This window comes from Azospirillum melinis, assembly GCF_013340935.1.
GTDB lineage: Bacteria > Pseudomonadota > Alphaproteobacteria > Azospirillales > Azospirillaceae > Azospirillum > Azospirillum melinis.
Genome location: NZ_WHOS01000014.1, coordinates 101,889 through 120,554 on the forward strand (window position 1 = coordinate 101,889; position 18,666 = coordinate 120,554).

Consider the following 18,666-nt stretch of genomic DNA (forward strand, 5'->3'; position numbering starts at 1 on the left):
ATCACAGTATGGTGTCCTGGCGCGTGGAGCCGAGCAGCCGTTCCAGGGCCGCCCACAATTGGCCCGGCATGACCGGCTTGTGGATGATCCCCAGCCCATACCGGGCAATGTCGCGCGCACATTCCGCTCCGGTCTCGCCGGTCAGGATGACACCGGGAATCTCCAATCCCAGTTGGTTGCGAACATCCCTGATCGCCTCGCATCCGTTCCGTCCAGCCCGGAGGCGATAGTCGGCAACGATCACGTCCGGCCGGCGTCCCGCCTCGGCGACAATGGCCATGGCCTGCTCGGGGGAGCCGGAAATCAACGTGTCATACCCCCATTGCTCCAGCAATGTCCGCAGCGACATCAGAACGATGGTGTCGTCATCGATCAGAAGCGCAAGCCGCCCGCGCCCGATCGGATGGGCGGTCTCGCTGTCCGCGGTTTCGGTCTCCCGCACATCGGTGCTGAGGGCGATCGGGGCCTCGACGGAGAAAACGGATCCTTCTCCGAGTTTCGAGTGCACGCGGACCTCATGGCCAAGGATCCGGGACAGACGCTGCACGATCGACAATCCCAGGCCGAGGCCGCGGCTACGGTCCCGCTCGGGATTGCCGACTTGGTGGAACTCGTCGAAGATCATGGCGATCTGGTCGTGAGGGATGCCGATGCCGGTGTCTGCGACGTCGATCCACGCGCTTTCCTTCTCGATCCGGCAGGACACCGTGATCCCTCCATGCTCGGTATAACGGACCGCATTCTCGACGAGGTTGCGGATGATTCTCCCAAGCATGGTGCGGTCGCTGCGGACGGCCACGCTGCAGCAGGAACCGTCGGAAGAAACGGACAGTCCCTTGGTGGCCGCGAGCGGCCGGTAGGAGTCGGTGATTTCCTGGATGAGCGTGTCGAGATCGAAGCTCGACACCTGCGGCTTGACCGCCTCGGCGTCGAGGCGGGAGACGTCGAGCAGGCTGTCCAGAAGAGACTTCATCGTCTCCGTTCCGCGCTCCAACATGAGCAGCATCTCCGTTCCGCGGCCATCCTTCACATGGGAGTGCAGCGCGCCGCCGAACAAAGCCATCGATTGGAGCGGTTGGCGCAGGTCGTGGCTGGCTGCCGCCAGGAAGCGGGCTTTCGCCCTGTTCGCCCGATCGGACTCCTCCTTCGCTGCCCGCAACGCGACTTCCAGCGTCTTGCGGTCGGTGATATCCACCGTGAGGCCCGACATTCGGAGCGGTCGGCCGGTTTCGTCATACTCGGCCTTGCCGATGCCGGCGACCCACCGTATGCCGCCATCCGGCAGCAGGACCCGGTATTCGACGTCGTAAGCGGTCTGCCGGGATGCCAAAGTCGTCCTGACCACCTGCCTTGCCTCGCTCCGGTCCTCCGGATGGAGCGCAGCCAGCCACTCCGAAAAGCATGCATGGCCGTCGCGGGGCTGTAGGCCATGGATCAGGTAATTGCCCGGCGACCAGTTGATTTCCCCGGACCGGATATCCCATGTCCAGGTTCCTGCCCTGGCGGACGCCAAGGCGGCGCTCAAGGTCCGTTCGCTTTCCCGTAACGCCTCTTCCATGGCTTTTCGCCGCGAGATGTCATGGAAGGCGACCACGACGAGTTCCACCCTGCCATCGGCTCGATGAACGGGCACCGCCTCGACAAGAAAAGTGGTGATCGAGCCGTCACCCCGGCGGTAGTGCATCTCTTCCTGTGACACCACCTCTCCCCGCAGCGCCCGGGCGGGAGGGTACTCATCGGCAGGCAACGGTGTACCGTCGGCCCGGACGCCGCCATAGGCGCTGTAATCCGCAACGCCGGACGTCGCCATGATACTGTGTCCGATCAGCTGCTCGGCTGCAGGGTTGTGCATGAGGAGGCGCCCCGACGGAGCCTCGACGATCAGCAATCCGATGGGCAGGCTGTCGGTGATCGCCCGCAGCAGAAATCGTTCGCGCTCCAGATCACCAGCCAAAGCACGGCGTTCACCCTCCGCCGCCCTTTGCTCGGTGATGTCACGGAAATAGATGGCGACGCCCTTGCGCGATGGGAAAACCCGCAGCGCGAACCATCGTCCAGTCCGTTGGTAGAAGAACTCGAACTCAACCTCTACACGGCGATCCATCACGTCCTTGAGGCAGGCTTCGAGGTCCGACCCGGCGAGACAGTCGAAGGCAGCCTGTGCATGGTCTCCGGTGACGTCACGGTCTAGGCTCAGGAGTTCCCATGCTTGGGGATTCAGGTAGGAGACCGTCCAATCGCTCTCGATTTCCATCACTGCGTCCGATGTGCTCTCCAGAACGGACGACATCCGGGCGGCGGCCTCGGCTTCCTGGCGCTTGGCGATGGCGAGCCGCGACGTCCCGTACGCGCCGCCGGCGAACACCAATCCAAGCAGCAGCACGAATGCCGCAAGGGAACCGGCGGCTGACCGGTCGATGGGAGACAGCGCTTCGACGGGATCGATGGCAACAGCCAGCATCAGCCCGGAATCCGTTGCCTGCGGCGGCAGGAAGGCGAAGCGCCTCTCCACCCCGTCCAGGCCAGGAGACTGCCCCGATCCAGGAGCGGAGGCGGCCAAGGTGTAACGCAGCCGGTTCGGGATCGTGGAGCCAAGGACAAGGCCTTTGTCTATCGGTGCTCGGGCGAGGATCTGTCCGTCCGGATGCACGATCGTAACGACGGCATAAGGCGGCCAGGACAGCTTGGCGACATAGTCTTTCAGCCAGTCCAGGTCGATCAAAGCGGTCATCGTGCCGTCCGGCTGACCGTTCGCCCCCATGTAGCTTTGCCGGTACGGCAGGATAGCCCGTCCTTGGGCGTTCGGTGCCGCCCGGATCGGACCGGGTTCGCCGACGACAACGCGGTCGTTCTGCAGCGCCTCCCGGAAACTCGGCAGATCGCCGATGTCGATGCCAACCGATCCAGGCTGCGTTGCGCACCACACCCGGCCAGTTTTATCGGCAAGCTGGATTTCGAGGTGATTCGGGTATAATGGCCTGAGCTCTGCCATGATGCCCAGGCACTCGGCAGGCGGCAGGCGGGGGACCCCGGTCGCCTGCAGGGTCGCGAAAATGTGGCGGATGTCCTCCACGGATTTTCGCTGTTCGGTGTCCACCAGCAAAAGGAGGCGTCCGGCTTCCGCCTCCAGTTCCTGTTCCCGCTCCTGACGCAGTGTGGTGAGAGAAAGAACCTCGTAGGCGAGCAGCGGAGCGGCCATCACAGCCGCACCGAGTGCGATTTTGACGTGGCTTCTGGGAATTCTCCAGCCCACGCTGACTGCCTCCCGTCAGCAATGCCCGCCTCGGCGAGGCGATGCACACCGCAAGACAGCTAAACGGAGCCGAGGCCGCATTGTTTCGTGAGCCCGGAACACCCGCTGGCCGGACTTCGGCCAGGGGGGGTGGGATAATATCTTCGATGCCTTGGCCGCGGTGGCTGGCCCACCGGCCCAGGTGACGATCGGCTCCAGAGTGGCGCGCGCCGATAGTTCGGCAACCGATGGCAAAGAGGGCAAGCGCCCAAGCCATCGGATGGCCGCATGGCGGGCGACCCAGCAAAATCCGCGCGGTCGGCCGCTCGCCTTCCGCCGACTGGCGGTCGGAGTGCCGACGGCACCGCCGCCGACTGCCTGCTCGACCGGATGCGCGCCACGGGTCTCCTGCACGCCAGCAAGGGGTAGGATCGTGCTGCTGTGCGCGGGAAGGTCGAAGAGACGGGAGCCGCTCCCAACATCCCGCCACGCCTCAAATCATCTTTATGGCCGCCATTTGATCGCAGCTATCGTGGCCTGCTGGCTGCGAGCCCAGGCTCTGCGGATCCCGAGGCCGACGGTTCAGGGACCGATCGATGTGATCGAAGTCATAGGGGGTGAGGCAGATGCTTCTGATGGATTGACGGCTTCTTTCGCTTCTGATAGCCAAACCGGGCCGTACATCATGCACACATACGCGACGTGTCGCGCTTTCCGCTCCGTGGGATCACTGCTTCCCCGCGGTGGTTTTGCACGTCTGCATCCGTTGCCTCCTGGTCCGCGGGGGGACGGATCATGCTTGAGGCTCTCTCTCAGGCCGTTGCGGCGCAACTGAACAACCAGGTCTTCACCGGCGGCTTGGCCTTGGGGGCGTTCGGTGTCGTCGGCGCGGCGATCCTGCGGCTGTTGCCCTCCTTGCTGCGCTTCATCGTCGAGGCTTGGTTCATCACCACCGTCACCGTCGACAGCCGGTCGCCGCTGTTCGAGGCGCTGGTCGCCTGGTTCGCTGCTCACCCCTACAATGCCCGCTGTCGCCGACTGACCGCGGCCCGCGTGCCGCAAGGAGACGCCGAGGTCCTGCGCCTGTCTCCCGGACAGGGCAGCCATTTCCTGCGCGAGGGCGGAGTTCTGCTGTGGATCGAGCGTTCGGTAGGGGTCGGCAAGGAGGGGATGGTTTCAGCTGGACGCCAGCCTGTCGAGACGATCACCATGCGCGCCCTCTCCCGCGACCGGGCTGTGCTGACGAACCTGCTGCTGACTGTCGACCGCCAGTTCGGTGGCCGGGACTCTGACTGCATCGCCGTGCATATGGTGGAGTCTTACGGCGAGTGGAGCGGCCGCACGACCATCCGCCGGCGGCCGCTGAGTTCCGTCTTCCTCGCCGATGGCGTGGGCGAGGCCCTCCTGGAGGACGCCCGAACCTTCCTGGCCAGCGAGGCCTGGTACCGCACACGTGGCATTCCCTGGCGCCGCGGCTATCTGCTGTACGGTCCGCCCGGGACCGGCAAGACGAGCCTGATCCGGGCGCTCGCCAGTGAACTCGATCTCGACCTGAGCATCGTGAACCTTGCCTCCGACCGGCTCGACGACCAGCAACTGTGCGCGCTTCTCGGCACGGCGCCGGCGCGCAGCGTGCTTCTGTTCGAGGACATCGATGCCGTGTTCCGGGACCGGGACGCCGAGACGGCGGGCCGGGGCATCACCTTCTCAGGATTGCTGAACGCCATCGACGGGGTGATGTCGCAGGAGGGGCACCTGCTCGTGATGACGACCAACCACTTGGACCGGCTCGATCCGGCGCTGATTCGACCCGGGCGCATCGACCGGCGGCAGGAGATCGGCTTGGCCGAGGGCGGGCAGATCGCCCGCATGTTCCGGGCCTTCTACCCGGACCGGAGAGATCTGGCGGAGGCCTTCGTCGCCGCACTGGATGGCCGCGCCCTTGCCCCGGCTGCCTTGCAAGGGCATTTCCTTCAGTATCGCAGTGATCCGGAAGGCGCGGTACGGACGGCGGGTACGCTTGGTGCTCAACCACCGCAACCTTGATGTCGAACGGGAGGCTCCCATGACGACGGAACCACGCGCCACCTTCCACCTGAACATCGGCACGACGCTGCAGGAGGCCACCCGGACGTTCGCCGAGGTTTGGCATCGGGCCGAAGCCGGCGATGCTGTCATGCCAGCAGAACACCTGGATTTTCCGTCCTGGGAGGTCCTGGCGCATGCCTTGCGCGATCCGATGATGCAGTCATTGTTCCCACCGGCCTTCCTCGCAGCTGTTGCTGGCCTGCGGCTGGCCAATGACGCCGAGGATCAGACGGTCAAGGCCGCGGTTGACTCTCCTGGAGCCGGAGACGCAGTCCCAGACCGGTCCCTCGACGAACCCGTCAACCTCGCCGATGCGGCTGGTGAAAAGGCGATGGACCTGATCACGAGGAGCGGCAATCCGTGTCGAGATGCCGGGTCGCCGAATCCGGAACTCATGGCGGTGAAACGGGAGGCGATCGAACTCTTGCGGGCGAAGCTGCACGAAACCGGCATGTCTGAGGCCGAGTTGGCCCGGCAAGCCTGTCTTGAGCTTTCCCAGGTATCGGAAATGATGGTCAGCAATCTGAACCGATTGGGAATCGGACGGATCAATCAGGGTCTGGCTGTGTTCGGGACTGAGATCAAGACCGAATACCGGCTCCACTGCCTTAGCTGACGACCTAAGGGGGCAGGGGACAGCGACGAACACCTGATGGCCAAGCCCTTTGCCTGATCGTGGCGGTGCCGCTCATGGTCGGTACAGCGACGGCGCGCCAGTCGGACGACAAAGTGCATCAGCAGATCATCGTCGAGCCGATCCGGACCTATCCAGAGTCCTGTGCGTACCCGTACGGCCCCATGCGGAACGGGCACCGATGCAGCGGACGGAGGCTTGGCCCCCTGGTCAGACCTCTCCCTCGACCTCGATGTCCGGCTCGATCACCGCGTGCTCGACATTCCCGCCCATTGCCTGAGTGAACTCAGCATGGACGGGGGCCTGAGCGTCGGCACTCTGCAAGGTGACGATGAAGGTCACATCGCATTCGACCTCGTCGGTCTCCAACTCAGGATACAGATAGCGGTCGCGCCAGAACAGCCGCGCCGACAGGCGGAGCTCCGGGCCGCCCAGGGTGACGCCGCGCCGGGTCTGCCGGTTGTAGAAGCGCAGGGGCTGCCACTTGGCATCCTTGGCGCGAGCGATCCCCTCCGCCGTATCGGACGGCAAGCTACCGGCCAACCGGGTCCATTCGCCTTTTCCGTCCCGGTACTGTAGCGCCGCCTCCAGCCGAGTCGACGCGTAGTTCGTGCCGCGCATGTGCGTCACGGGAGCGAGGATGCAAACCAGCCGGACGCGACCGTGGAACAGACCTCCCGGACGCAGGCTGAGCGGAATCTCGATGCCCTCCCAGTAGTAGCGCAGCTTCGCGCTCATCCGGCCTTGCCAGCACAGGGTGACGGTGCCGTCGTCAGTCTCCCAGGGAAGCTGGGGCCGCACCGGGCTGCCATACCCGCGCCGGTAGTGGTGGCGTCCACCGTCCGCGGCGTTGATCAGCAACGCCTTGACCAAATCCGGCGAGGGCTGGCGCAGATTGGCCCAGGTGTGGGCGGCCAGCCGGCTGACCAGGGCAGCGGCATAGCTCGAGGCCCGGCCATAGCGGCCACCGATGACCTGGACGACCGAGAACCAGCTCAGCTCCGGCTTCAGCATCTCGTCAGGACCCAACCCGACCCGGGACACCGGACAGGAGTCGCCGATCTTGCCCTCCCTGTCGGGAAGGCGGCCGGCCACCGTGAGGGCCGCCTCGGCATCGGCGGGGGGAGCGATCCGCTCCTCGCCGTCGCCGGTGCGGTTGCCGGTTGAAACGACGAACAGCACTTGGTGCCGGCGGGCGAGCTGGGACAACTGGTGACCGAACTCGCTGACCCGATTCCGCTCGCAGGCATGGCGGAGGTTGGCGGAGATGTTCCACACGGTGGTTTCGGGATGCGCCTCCAGGACACCGTCGAGGAACAGGATCAGGGCGCCGAGGTCCCAGGGGCCGCTGTAGGTCGAGCGCGGCACCGCCGGCACGATGCCCAGGCGGCAGTGCAGGGGAGGGAGATCGAGATCGGTGTTCCAGCCATGGGCTTCGACGATCAGCGCCGCGGTGCAGTTGCCGTGGTTGGTGTCCAGATCGGCCGGTGCCAGGAAGGGTTCGGCTTCCCAGACGACGGCCGGGCGGTAGCGCCGCGAGGTAAAGCCCCCGTCGATGTGGCCGACGATCGGTTCATCGAGCGAGACCTCACGGTCAAGATCGGGCTCCCGTCCACCTCCGGGGCGCGCCGGCGCGAGGGGAGTGACCGGATCCCAGCGGACGATGAGACCGCGCTCGCTTCCCTGAAACAGGGCTTCGCGCAAGCGCGCTGTCACCGGGAGGCGCGGGTGATGACCGGCGCGATAGGAGATCTGGACCCGTCGACGCTGCTCCGCTGCGGCACCGGGGACCAGCGGGGCACCGCCCGGCTGGCCGTTCGGCAGCACCAGGTCCGAACCGCTTTCCAAGGGCAGGGACTGGCCGAGCAGGATCATCGGCTGCTCGGCCATCCAGCGCCAGAGACGCTCAAGGACGGCGTCGCGTGCGGCGACGGACTGGAAGGGCGGCAGGGAGACGACGAAACTGGCAGGTGCCGCCGGTCCGTCCAAGGCCGCCGTCGCCCAGGCCTGCTTCAGGCTGTCAGGAGTGATTTCCTTGTGAAGCGGGCGGAAGCTGATGATCCGTGAGATGTCCACCCGCTGCGGGATGGTGCTGGGCTGCCGCAGGCGCTGCAACAGAGCATCGCGGCTGGTTGCGGGCACCTCGATCACGTAACCCGTGTTCCAGGGAGCGACGAGCCGTATGCCGATGTCGGACTGGAAGAGATCGTTCGGCGTGTAGGTTGGAGCCAGCGAAGCGAGGTCGACGCCAACCCAGAACAGCGCGTGTCCGGCAAACCAAAGCGTGTGAGGCGATGCCGGGTCGACCAGGCTCGACACCCGTTCGATCAGAGCCCGGCGCCGGTCGGCATAATGGGGGGTGATTTTGCTGTCGTCTTTACCGCCGCCGGTCACGCGCTCCCGCCGTGGGCGTACCGTCAGCCGCAGCACCGGATTGTTGGGCAAGGCCGCTCCTTTGCTTCCCCCCGGCGCGCTTCACCCGCGCGTCCTTTGCCACGGCCTCGTAGGTCACGGAGAAGAGGGCGCTGAGCTGGCCGTTGGTCAAACCGAACCGTTCGCCGACCGCCCGACGCAGACTCAGGGTCGCGTCACGGTCGAGCTCGCCTATGGTTGGTAACGAAAATTTCCCATTCGCGCAATCGAGAAGCGCACCTGCGATTGCGGAGAAGGAAACTTTTGTCCGTTTCAGATGAGCGGTGCGCCGGGCGGCAAGCGCGATCTCTGCGACATCGGAGCCCGACAACCCTTCCGACATGCCGGCCAAGGCGTTGGCGATGGAGGCCTCCGCAGGGTCGAGGCTTAGGTAATGGGACCACAGGCTGGCGCGCAGTCCCTCCGCCGGCCGGTCGACGGTGAGGCGGTACGGGAAGCGGCGCCACACCGCCGGATCGAGCAGGTGGCCGTGGTTGCTGGCGGCAATGACGACACAGCGATGGTCGAGGCGGTCGAGCCCTTGCAGCAGAGTGTTGACGACGCGCTTCAACTCACCGATGTCGCGGGCATCGTCCCGCTGCTTGGCGACGGCGTCGATCTCGTCCAGGAACAGCAGACCCTGTTCGCGCTGGACGAAGTCGAAGATGCCGCGGATGTTCTTGGCCGTGTCTCCGAGCAGCGAAGACACGATGGTGTCGAGCCGGGCGACATGGAAGGGCAACCCCAGGCGCGCCGCGATGTGGCCAGCCGTCAGGGTCTTGCCGGTCCCTGGCGGCCCGACCAGCAGCAGATTGGAGCGTGGCGCCAGTCCGGCCCCGGCGAGCTCATCGGCTGCCTGCGCTTCGGCGATGAACCGCTCCAGCAGCTGGGAGTCCTCGTCGTCCAGGAACAGCGGGCCTGTCGGCCAGGGCAGTTCCTCGACCAGGGGGGATTTGGTCTTGACGTCGAGGGGCGCCATAGCGTGCGGTGGACGGGTTCCGCCCGCGCCTCGGAACAGCCGCGTGAGCCGCTCCTGCGTCCCGACCCGCTCCCGTTCGGGGAGGCTGCCGACCAGGGTGGTGCCGAGGCGGCGGACCGCGACGAAGTCGGAATTGAGTGCGGCTTCGATCAACGCCAGGACCGTGTCGGATGGCCGCGGCTCCTGCATCGGACCAAGTGGCATGAAAGACATCGACCCCTCCCAACCCTTTTGATTTCCAGACACAACTTTTTTACTTATGCATGCAATCTATCTATTGATAAGTATGCGCTCCAAATCACTCTGTCGCAACCGCGTATCAGATACAAAAGTTGCCTTTTTGACCCTGTGAGGATTCCATTCGGAATCCGGATGGCGCTGAGGCTGGCCCCTCGAAATCTCTTTCATTGCCAGCAGAGGAAACAGAATTGCTCCTCGTGAGTTCCCCTCCTTCAGGCCCGCTGGGATGAGAGTGGGACTGACAGTAAAAATAGAAGGCAAGAAGGAGAGGTGTAAGCAGAATTTAGAAAATACTGGATGCCTCAAGACCATGGCGTTCAGATTGGAAATGATTCTGACGAGGAGCGCGGTGCCGCCGGTGAACTGACTGGCGGGGATTGTGGCCACGGACGTTCGGTCGTATCGAGAGGAGCGAGGGCGCCGCAGCCACGGCGGTTGGAAGGGGCAGAGTGCTAGGATCGATCAGACCGACGCCAAACTCTCCACAGAAAGAGTGGTTGATGGGCCGGGACCGGTCATGAGCCGATCTACCGTCACGGGAAGGCCCAGGCCATGCCCGGCGGCACTGTGTCCTGCCTCGGTGGCTGCCGCCCAGTAGTAGCCGGCGATGAACGCCCGGACTTCGCTTGTCAGAGTGTGCGGAGACCGCTCTGCGAGCTGGGAGACAAGGGCATTGACCGTCATACCCTCTCGCCGGGCAGCCTCGCGGAGCGCGTCCCACATGACGGGTTCCAGGCGCATCGAGGTCCGGTGACCATTGACCGTTACATTTTTTGAAACCAGACCCACAATCCCCTCCGAAAAATTGATCTCATAAGTATGTTTTTCTACTACCGGTGACAGGGGGTGACAGTGAAGTCCTTCACAGTTCTGGCTGACAGATCCGGTCGCAAGCCGATGCCGCTGCTGATGGACAAGGGGAGAGTGTTCGGTGCCATCGCTGCGGCAGGCGTGTCCCGATTCGCCTGGTTTTTGCATCTCTGAGGCGACATTGCCATCCGAGGAACGGCATCGATAACCTCGTTGCGCTAACGAAATGAGCGGCGCCGGTGCCAGCAGGGCGTGCGGAAAGCCTTCTTCCGGAAGCCTCGTTTCGTATCCAAATCGATATGGTGCACCCAGCCATCGATTTGACGGCTGGCTGACACAATGCAATCGATTGCTTGCGCGTCACCCGCTCGGCCACTCTGATAACCCGAATGAGCTGAGGGAGATGGGCGTGGCACTCAATTCAGTCCGTGCTTCCGCCGAGGATATAGATCCTTTCTTCGAGACCTTCCCTGAGGGCGGACCGTGGCGTCTGGTCTGGATCAATGGTCCGCATAGCAACGCGACTGATCCCTTCGACCCATTGATCGAATGTCTGTTCGTTGGGGTTGGGGTGAATTCCGTGCCTAAGAGGGCCCTAGCAGGAGCGGGATGGTTGCCGCTGTTGATCATCGGCAGCATCTGGCACGATCGTCAGAAGATTGCCGATGGCGTTGAGGGACTGGAAGACTGCACGCTCGACGTGACCATCGGGTCGGATCGGATCGTTGAATTCGGCGGATACGACCTGGTCTCGCCACAGCGCAAGACCGACTACATCCTGCCGCCCCATGTTTACCGGCTCCACAGCAGGGATGTCCGGCTGGTCGGCGTGCAGGTGGGCAACGACCCCTACGGCCTGATCATCCCGGCTCTTACCCTGGCCCAGTTCTATATCGGAACCTCGACGGCCCTCGCCCAAGCCTTGTTGAACGGAGCGTTCCAGCGAGACCCGGGAAGTCTGTGCGATCTCACGCGCACCAGGATGGAGATCGTGCCAGCCGATCCGTCGTCCTCGGCAACCGCTGACGCCCCTCGGCGGGTGCTTCGGATTGCACCCCGAACCGGCTTTGGTCGGGATGATTGCTGCACGCTTGGTCGCTTCTTTGGCTCCGCGGAAAACTCTGCCGAGCGTCAGGCCTTCTGCTTGCCCTTCCTGGCAGCCATGGCTGCAGCGGCCGGACGGCGGCCAGCCTCGCTGTACGCGACGTTTCCCGTCACCGGACGCACGAGGCTGACGGGAGAGGGAAAGCGGTTCAAGGCTACGCTGGCCGACGGTACTTCGACGGAACGGGTCCTTCTGCTCCGTCTCGTCCAATGTACGGCACCGTTCCCATTCGATGAGCTGATCATCGAGCGGTGCGAGGACGAGTCCGCCGACACTCATGACGAGGGCGGACGTGTGCTGATACACAGCATCGCAGGCTATGTCGGCCCGAAACGGGTGGTCAATAATCGCAAGCCAAATCGGCACTTGCCGCGAGAAGATCTGAAACTTCCCTCCATTGTCCCCCGTTTCCCGGCACTCAACGACTTGCCGATCCATGTCGAGACCGTCGAGCGCGTCTCGACCAGCACGCCTGTTGTGCACATCCCGGGCGAGGCACTCGTTCCGGACGAGGTGTCGACCGGTGTGTTGGGGGCAGACCAGGGAACCGTGCGCCGGGTGAGGCTCATCACCGGGGATGAGCACCCTCCTGCCAACCCGCCGACCGAGCCCGAGGTCGATTTGTTCTGCGACGTCCTGGGTGCGCTGTCATGCCACCCCTCCGTGGCCGGTCTTGCTGCTCTGGTGTTGCCGCCGGGAGCCGAGCGGCGCCATGGCGACTTCACCTTCGGCTGCCTGCCGCCGCACCCCAATGGAGGGCATTGGCACAAGATCACGGACCTGCTGACCCGCATGGTGCTTGCGGCGGAGTTCTCCGTGTCCGGACGCTGGGCTTGTCTGATGGGCCTCGAACCACGCCCGGAGCGTCCTAAAGACTGGGACGGGATGATGCTGATCGCTCGGCCGGATGGCAGCCGCTTGTCGGAACAGGACCTGTGCAGCGTCGTCACGGTCGTGCGCGCCCGGCGGGGGCAATGGGGGGAGCGGATGAATGGCCGGAGTGTCGGCGATCTGCCGCACCATCTGTTGTTCACCAAGTTCAGAACGGAAACCGCCACGGTGGATCAGATCGTGGAGGCGGTTCTGGCAAGGGCTGAGGCGCTGTCGGCTCATAGCTCCACAGGCGCCGAACATACGCATCCCGACCCAGCGGCTGATGAAGATCGCAGCGCAAATCGTCGACCGCCAGCATCCAGATGATCGCGGCATGGGCGGCCGGCGCAGAGATGCCGAGCCGGCCCGCCCGCGCCATCAGGACGCCGATCGATAACAACGTATGCGGTGGGCATTCGCTGCAGATCGCCCGTTCCACCGCGCGGGTCGGGCAGGCGGGGCGGCTGGCGACCAAACGCTCCAGATTGCCACGGAGGACCGGCGACATCGAACGGTCGGTCAGCAGGAAATAGTCTTCCTTGCGCTGGACGGCGGCTTGCCGCGTGGTTCGCATATTCTCGCCGATCGCTCTCCACTGCCGGCGCAACGACGTCCGCTGCATCGCGTCGATGACAATGGCGCGCTCTCTCCCGCAGTGCCGGCGCACCAACCGCAGCCGGAGCAGATCGGGAGAGGGCGATGGGCGGCATTCCCAGCGATAGATCCAACGGCGGAAAGCGAGCGCCAGAGCGAGGTCCGCGGTGAGCGGTCCACCGATGCGGGCCAACGCCGTTGGATCGGGCAAGGTGGTTCCCCAAGGAATAGTCTTCATTCCGCGTTCACGAGCCGGATGAGCGATACGGCGATGCGCAAAGCCTCCTCTGTGCGCTGCGGCCTGCGGCCGGCCTCCACGCGCAGTTCCTCCAGCAATGCAGTGCAGGCGGATGTGTTCACGGAGTGTTGCTGGCTGGAGGAATGACGGAGCGCAGCAAAGCGCTTTATCACCTTTGGGCCCGGGGGTTTCGTATCCTTCTCAAGCTTGCTGTACCAACTCTGGTGTATTCCCAGAAGAGGGGCCGCCTGCGTTTGTTTGAGGCCCAGCTTGTTCCGCCATGCTTTGAGGTCCTCACCGAACGTCGTCTGCTCCGTCATCGACTGCAACCTCGGTATTGAAGAATATTAAGAATATGATTAGAATTCTTCATCTGCAAGGGAAGATGACAGGCCGGTGGAGGGGTGCCGATGAGCGCGCACACGCAATTCAGCCAGGAGCTCGCCGGCAGGGTGGCTGTCATCCGACAGGAGATCATCGCGGCAACCGGGCAGATCGACCGGCTCCAGGAGCGGTTGAGTGTGCTGCGGTCGTCGCTGGCCGATGCCGAAGCGGCTGCCCGTGTGCTGACGGTTCCATTGCCGGCCCCTTTGACCGTGGCGGCCACGACGGGCCGTGCGGTCGGCAAGGGGGCATTCCAAGCCCAGGTCCTCGCCGCTCTGACCGCGGCCTATCCGAAAAGCCTGAGGGCATCGGACATCGCACGCGAAGCCCAGGCGCGTCTCGGTCTGGCCGTGCATCCCAAGACCACGGGCATGGTGCTGAACCGCCTCAAGCACGCGGGGCGGGTGGAGCGCGACGGTCGGACGTGGCGCTTGGTGCCGGTTCCGGTCCTGCCGTAACGCTCGATGCGTCAGGTCTGTGCAGGCGGGCGCGAACGGCGCCCGATCCGGTTAGCTTGCTCAGCGCGCGCGTCGTAACGGGTTTGCCGCTGCGGTGAAGATGGGCGGCCGCCGCCACGGCCTCCGCGCGCGAGGGGCGGTACGGCGCGTTGTGAAGCAGGCGGCGCACCGGATCGGCAAAGGCGAAGGGGGCATCAGGGAAGTGGAGCATCAGCTCTCCCTGCCAAGCCCCGGCTTCGGCACAGGCGCCGATAAAGCGGTAGGGCCACCCCGGCAGGAGGCGCGCGGCCAGGTCGAGAAGCCGGGCCCGGTCGGCTGGGGAGAGCATTTCAAGCTTGGTCATGCCGACCGGCGGCACTGGCGGCGTGGCATCGCCGCCCCACAGGCGGCTGACGGTCGTCCGCAACCGCTCTCCGTACCGCGGTCCTGCGAGCAAGCGCAGCACATAGTGCAGCAGGTCGAAATACCGGGTGGAATAAAGATTGTATTCTCCCAGTTGGGCCCATCCGCGAGTGAGGATGGACTCATGGCGCCGGTGGAGGGCAATGGCTTCCCAGGGGGCTGCGGCAGAGGGGGTGAGCGACAGATCGCCCTGGCAGGCGTGACACTGTCCAGGATGGTCCGCCCGGATAACCGTGACCGGCGCTTCGCAATGGCCGCAGCGCTCTGCCAGCACGCAGCCATGGCGCGGGCAGACCGCCGACAGCGCCAGTCGCCAGGACCGCCTCATCCAGGCCGGGCCCTCGGCCAGACAGGCGGGACAGAACTGCTGTCCCGGCCAGTGCCAGATGCCGCCGGCGATCCGGGTGCGGGTTATCCATTTCGTACCGCCATGTCGTCCATCGGCCGGGGCGTGCGCCTCGAACAGAAAGCCGCTGAAGCTGCCGAGCGTGGTGCTCCAGGCCCGCTCCAGGTCCGTGAGGGTCCCTGCCGCCATGCGCTCGACCACGTGGCGGGGACCGACATGGTCGATGTCGCGGGCCGCGACTCGGGCCTCCGGCCACACTGCGCGGATGAAATGCCCCGGGGTCAGGCCGTTCGCCACGGCGGTGCGCGCGATCCAGGACGACAGCAGCTCATCCGGCAGTGGCTTCGGTCGACAGGGCCACGGCCGGAGCGTCATGGCAGTGCCGGCACGTCGTCGATCATCACCTTGCGGTGCGAGGGGGACTGGTAGCGGATGCGCGACAGCGTCTTCAGCGTGATCCGCTCCTCACCCGTCTCGATCGCCAGCACCGCGGCTCGGCTGACGATCTTGAAGAACTCGCCGATGACACCTTCGCCACGGCTCAGGATGTCGCGGGCGATCGCGTCGTCATCGCCCAGATAGGAGGGGGCCCGCAGCGGCATCAGTGCCTCGAATGAGGCCAGCAGTTCCCGAAAGGCCTCCCCATCCCGCCAGAGCCGAAGTTGGAACACATCGAAGCGGTTGAGCAGTTGAGGGTCGCTCTGGGTGGTGATCCGGGCCCCTGGGGTTCCGGCGAAGACGAGGCTGATGCGCAAGGCCGGCTCGTTTCCCAGGGCGCGGAAGAAGGCGAGGATGGCATCGCGCTCCTGCGGACCGGACAAGGCCAGGTTATGAAGCTCGTCGACCAGCAGAACCCGGGTGCCGACCTTCTCCAGGTTGGTAACCACCGCCCGCCTCAGCTCCGTCCGCCGGGCGCTCGGTGCATAAGGGCAGCCCAACCGGTCGAGGATCGTCTGGTAGACGATGATCAGGGTTGGGTGCTCGGGCAGGCAGATCATCAAAACGGGAATCAGCGACTTGTCCTGGTCGGGGCGGTGCAGGGGAGGGTGATCGGTCTCGAAACGCTCCAGCAACGTTGACTTGCCATTGTTGGTCGGCGCTTCGATCAGGATGTTCTCGGGGCGCTGCTGGCGCGGGATGTCCAGCAGCGTCCGCATCGCTGCGTAGGGATCCCGAATAGAGGCGTAGGGGATCCATCGCTTGGTGCGAACCCGTTCGATCCGCTCCGCACTCGGCAACTCCAGCAATGGTACGGTGGAGGGATGGAGATGATCGTAGCCGGTCATCACCAGCCCTCCAGATCACGGATCGGCCGGATACGCCGGACGGGCGTTTGATCGCCCCCGGCCTCGGTCGACGGCACAGTGGCCGGTATGGTGTCGTGGGCCGGAACGGTCGTCGGAGCAGGGGCCGCATGGGCCTTCGCGTCCTCCCGCCGGCGCTCCTGCCGGCGCCGGGCCGCGGCCGACTTGCGAGTTGCCTCTGCATCGATCTGGCGGCATCGCGCGATCGCCCGGAAGATGGCATCCTCGTCGTCGGGATCGTGCCCGAGCCGCTTCAACTCGGCGACGGCGTCGTCGACCTCCCACAGCGCCACCGGGGGCCGGTGTCGGTCTCTTAGCGGAATATCGTAATATTCTTGCGTGTCAGGATTGTAGAAATAGATCACGCTGACGTTTCTCGGATCGTAGCGGACTACATATTTCCGGCCGTCCTTCCGGCTGGCAAGCACCCGGAGGAGGTCGCTCTGGTAGGTCAGGTGGTTGAGCCGGATGCCGTATGCCTGGACGGTCCGGTACTCGACCGGGAGGAAATCTATAAGAAGGCGTCCGGGGTCGGACGGCATGCGCGGGTAGCCACGTCCAGGAATCCTGTCGCTGCCGAGGATGCCGTGCTCGTACGCCTTCAGCGGGGTCGTCCCCAAGGCGGAATGCCGGCTCCGATGGTAGCGATCGACGATCATGATCGCCGTTCGGCGCTCCGCCTCCTCGATCATCAGAGCGGCGCCGGCGCGGCCGTCATAGTCTTTTCCCCGTTCGCTGATGCTGTTGAAGGTGTAGCCGGGGATCAGCCGGACATCGCCCATCATCGTGCCGACCAGGCGTTCGATGCGACCGCCGAAATAGGGCTGGCCGAGCGGCCGGAAATCGCCGCGGATGCGCCATTGCCGGCAGCCGAGCTGAAGGCCGCGGCTGTCGAACTCCGCGGCGTTGTCGGTGAGGATGGCATCGTCGAGCCCCCAGACCGGGTAGGGCGACTCCAGGCCATGGCGGCGGCAGAACTCCTCCTTGTCGAGGATGCCGTGGGTCAGGGCCATCGCGACCGAGAGCGTCGACGGCTTGTGGATCGACAGGTAGAAGCCCTTCACCACCCGGCTGAACTCGTCGACGGCCAGCGTGAGGATCGGCCGGGTCACGGCTTGGCCGTCCGGGCTGACGACGAAGAAATCGGCGACGGTGTGATCGATCTGGATGCGCTGTAGCGGCCACCGCGCCGGATCGCCGGTGCCGTAGGTCTGGTGGTGCCGGCGTTCCGCCGCCATGCCGCCGAACCGGGCCGTGTCGACCGCCTTCGGGTCAAGGGCCTGCAACCGGGCACGGATCGTGTTGGGAGCCACCGGCTTGAGCCCGGCGCGTTTCAACTGGTCCTGCACCTCCGTGATGACCTCGGTCGCCCGCGCTCCGGCATTCGGCATGTAGATCGAATCGATCGCTGTGGCGATGATCTGCTCCGTCTCGGCTCCGATCCGCTTGCGCCGCCGCCGCTGCCGATAGGCATGCGGGATCAGGCAGGTGAGCGAGCGTTCCGATTCGTAGTCGTTGATCAGCCCATACAACGTCGAGACCCGCAGCCCCAGGCGCTCGGCGGCCAGAGACACGTCTGCCTTGGTTCGCCGGCGCAGGACCAGAAGGGCTTCGATCTCGTCCTGCCGCTGCCGGCCGACCGCCAGTTCCTCCTCAGTGAACTCGGCCAGATCGGGAATGGGGCGCTGCCTGGCGTCCGTGCCCGTCCAGGGTTTCAGCCCGACGGCCTCGTGGATGGTCCGTTCCCCGGTGGCGCTGTTCTCGACCAGCACACTGGTCAGCGAGACGATCGACACCACGATGCCAAGGATGCCGCCCAGATCGACCTCCGCATCCACTCCCAGGCGGTAGGTGAGGGGAGCCGGCAGGGTATCGGTCATGATGGCAGCCCGACCAGCAGGTCCATGCCGAGCGGCGCCCGCGGGTCCATCTGCAGGCTGCGGTTGGCCAACATCGGCCACAGCGCCGCATAGAAGCGGGCGCGGTCCCAGCGCTCGGGGCACAGGGCCTGGACGAGGTCCAGCACCGTCCGTGGCCCGTGGGCGAGGCCGTCGGTGATCGCCTGGGCCATTCCGGCGTCCGGCTCTATCCCCAGATAGGGGCTTAGCAGGCGCGCATTCTCGAAGCGGACGGTGCGGATGGTCAGGTCGGTGACGATTCGGAACCGCATGCCCTGGCTGTTTGCCCAGGCTCTGGCCTGCAGGAACTTATGGCGATGGGTCGGCCACAGCTTGCGCAGCTGCTCGCGGTACTTGACCTCGTACAGGACCACCCGGTCGGCATAGGTGACCTTGAAGTCGGGCGTGTAGCGGCGAGCTTGGCCGTCGGGCCAAGTGATGTCGATGGTCAGTGGCTGCTCGACGATCTCCCGGACATCGTCGCGCAGGCTCAGCAGGGTCAGGAAATCACGCTCGAGCCCCGACTCGAAGCGGATGTCGCCGCTGCCGTCCGGCAGCACGTGGCGTCCGGTGAAGCTCCGGGTGTTGGGCTTGACGATCCGCCGCCGCATCCTGTCCTCCTCCAGCCGGCAATCTTGCCCGATCTTACCGCAGCCCAAGCTTGGCCGC

Annotated in this window: 13 protein-coding genes and 1 pseudogene; 5 read left to right on the plus strand and 9 right to left on the minus strand. The window is 65.2% G+C overall.

Annotation, left to right across the window (positions count from 1 at the left end):
* Position 1 precedes the first annotated feature (1 nt).
* Positions 2-3,199 (minus strand): ATP-binding protein, encoded by a 3,198-nt coding sequence (locus tag GBZ48_RS13215; protein ID WP_174471484.1) that lies wholly within the window; start codon positions 3,197-3,199, stop codon positions 2-4.
* A 148-nt stretch (positions 3,200-3,347) separates the two neighbouring features.
* On the opposite strand from GBZ48_RS13215, the pseudogene GBZ48_RS36225 reads away from it, so the two are divergent.
* From GBZ48_RS36225 to GBZ48_RS13225, 3 genes and pseudogenes are all read left to right on the plus strand, one after another.
* Positions 3,348-3,724: pseudogene (locus GBZ48_RS36225) on the plus strand (IS5/IS1182 family transposase); the annotation flags it as partial.
* Between the two features lie 303 nt (positions 3,725-4,027).
* Positions 4,028-5,278: an AAA family ATPase gene (locus GBZ48_RS13220; RefSeq protein WP_174471485.1), complete on the plus strand. Its 1,251-nt coding sequence runs from the start codon at positions 4,028-4,030 to the stop codon at positions 5,276-5,278.
* Positions 5,279-5,297: 19 nt separating this feature from the next.
* Positions 5,298-5,936 (plus strand): hypothetical protein, encoded by a 639-nt coding sequence (locus tag GBZ48_RS13225; RefSeq protein WP_174471486.1) that lies wholly within the window; start codon positions 5,298-5,300, stop codon positions 5,934-5,936.
* A gap of 228 nt (positions 5,937-6,164) precedes the next feature.
* Here GBZ48_RS13225 and GBZ48_RS13230 read toward each other — a convergent pair whose 3' ends face one another.
* The 3 genes from GBZ48_RS13230 to GBZ48_RS36725 all read right to left on the minus strand — a co-directional run bounded on the left by GBZ48_RS13230 (position 6,165) and on the right by GBZ48_RS36725 (position 10,563).
* On the minus strand, positions 6,165-8,399 hold the full coding sequence (locus GBZ48_RS13230) for a S8 family serine peptidase (protein ID WP_174471487.1): 2,235 nt from the start codon (positions 8,397-8,399) through the stop codon (positions 6,165-6,167).
* Entirely contained in the window at positions 8,332-9,558 is a 1,227-nt protein-coding gene (locus GBZ48_RS13235) for an AAA family ATPase (RefSeq protein ID WP_174471488.1), read from the minus strand. Before GBZ48_RS13235 ends, GBZ48_RS13230 begins: the two co-directional genes overlap by 68 nt.
* A gap of 489 nt (positions 9,559-10,047) precedes the next feature.
* On the minus strand, positions 10,048-10,563 hold the full coding sequence (locus GBZ48_RS36725) for a ribbon-helix-helix domain-containing protein (protein ID WP_174471489.1): 516 nt from the start codon (positions 10,561-10,563) through the stop codon (positions 10,048-10,050).
* 445 nt (positions 10,564-11,008) lie between these two features.
* Between GBZ48_RS36725 and GBZ48_RS13245 the strand changes: the two genes are divergently transcribed.
* Positions 11,009-12,700 (plus strand): hypothetical protein, encoded by a 1,692-nt coding sequence (locus GBZ48_RS13245; protein ID WP_174471490.1) that lies wholly within the window; start codon positions 11,009-11,011, stop codon positions 12,698-12,700.
* A gap of 501 nt (positions 12,701-13,201) precedes the next feature.
* Here GBZ48_RS13245 and GBZ48_RS13250 read toward each other — a convergent pair.
* Positions 13,202-13,525 carry a helix-turn-helix domain-containing protein gene (locus tag GBZ48_RS13250; protein WP_174471491.1) on the minus strand — a complete coding sequence of 108 codons (324 nt, stop codon included), beginning with the start codon at positions 13,523-13,525 and terminating at the stop codon, positions 13,202-13,204.
* 90 nt (positions 13,526-13,615) lie between these two features.
* Between GBZ48_RS13250 and GBZ48_RS13255 the strand changes: the two genes are divergently transcribed.
* Positions 13,616-14,047, plus strand: coding sequence for a hypothetical protein (locus tag GBZ48_RS13255; RefSeq protein WP_174471492.1), 432 nt, complete (start codon positions 13,616-13,618; stop codon positions 14,045-14,047).
* Here the strand turns inward: GBZ48_RS13255 and GBZ48_RS13260 are convergent.
* The 4 genes from GBZ48_RS13260 to GBZ48_RS13275 are packed head-to-tail and all read right to left on the minus strand — an operon-like array spanning position 13,977 to position 18,608.
* Positions 13,977-15,170, minus strand: coding sequence for a TniQ family protein (locus GBZ48_RS13260; protein ID WP_174471493.1), 1,194 nt, complete (start codon positions 15,168-15,170; stop codon positions 13,977-13,979). The two genes, GBZ48_RS13255 and GBZ48_RS13260, sit on opposite strands and share 71 nt — an antisense overlap.
* The gene (locus GBZ48_RS13265) at positions 15,167-16,081 is read right to left on the minus strand and encodes a TniB family NTP-binding protein (protein ID WP_174471494.1); all 915 of its coding nucleotides are present in this window, start codon (positions 16,079-16,081) and stop codon (positions 15,167-15,169) included. The genes GBZ48_RS13260 and GBZ48_RS13265 overlap by 4 nt, the downstream gene beginning before the upstream one ends.
* Positions 16,081-17,979, minus strand: coding sequence for a Mu transposase C-terminal domain-containing protein (locus GBZ48_RS13270; protein ID WP_174471495.1), 1,899 nt, complete (start codon positions 17,977-17,979; stop codon positions 16,081-16,083). The genes GBZ48_RS13265 and GBZ48_RS13270 overlap by 1 nt, the downstream gene beginning before the upstream one ends.
* Entirely contained in the window at positions 17,976-18,608 is a 633-nt protein-coding gene (locus GBZ48_RS13275; RefSeq protein ID WP_174471496.1) for a TnsA endonuclease N-terminal domain-containing protein, read from the minus strand. Before GBZ48_RS13275 ends, GBZ48_RS13270 begins: the two co-directional genes overlap by 4 nt.
* Between the last annotated feature and the right edge of the window lie 58 nt (positions 18,609-18,666).

What these genes read in the sequence shown, in the direction of transcription:
- GBZ48_RS13260 (WP_174471493.1), bottom strand. Translation starts at nt 15,170, where the DNA reads ATGACGCTCCGGCCGTGGCCCTGTCGACCGAAGCCACTGCCGGATGAG.
- GBZ48_RS13270 (WP_174471495.1), bottom strand. Translation starts at nt 17,979, where the DNA reads ATGACCGATACCCTGCCGGCTCCCCTCACCTACCGCCTGGGAGTGGAT.
- GBZ48_RS13265 (WP_174471494.1), bottom strand. Translation starts at nt 16,081, where the DNA reads ATGACCGGCTACGATCATCTCCATCCCTCCACCGTACCATTGCTGGAG.
- GBZ48_RS13255 (WP_174471492.1), top strand. Translation starts at nt 13,616, where the DNA reads ATGAGCGCGCACACGCAATTCAGCCAGGAGCTCGCCGGCAGGGTGGCT.
- GBZ48_RS13250 (WP_174471491.1), bottom strand. Translation starts at nt 13,525, where the DNA reads ATGACGGAGCAGACGACGTTCGGTGAGGACCTCAAAGCATGGCGGAAC.
- GBZ48_RS13215 (WP_174471484.1), bottom strand. Translation starts at nt 3,199, where the DNA reads ATGGCCGCTCCGCTGCTCGCCTACGAGGTTCTTTCTCTCACCACACTG.
- GBZ48_RS13220 (WP_174471485.1), top strand. Translation starts at nt 4,028, where the DNA reads ATGCTTGAGGCTCTCTCTCAGGCCGTTGCGGCGCAACTGAACAACCAG.
- GBZ48_RS13275 (WP_174471496.1), bottom strand. Translation starts at nt 18,608, where the DNA reads ATGCGGCGGCGGATCGTCAAGCCCAACACCCGGAGCTTCACCGGACGC.
- GBZ48_RS13235 (WP_174471488.1), bottom strand. Translation starts at nt 9,558, where the DNA reads ATGTCTTTCATGCCACTTGGTCCGATGCAGGAGCCGCGGCCATCCGAC.
- GBZ48_RS13225 (WP_174471486.1), top strand. Translation starts at nt 5,298, where the DNA reads ATGACGACGGAACCACGCGCCACCTTCCACCTGAACATCGGCACGACG.
- GBZ48_RS36725 (WP_174471489.1), bottom strand. Translation starts at nt 10,563, where the DNA reads ATGCAAAAACCAGGCGAATCGGGACACGCCTGCCGCAGCGATGGCACC.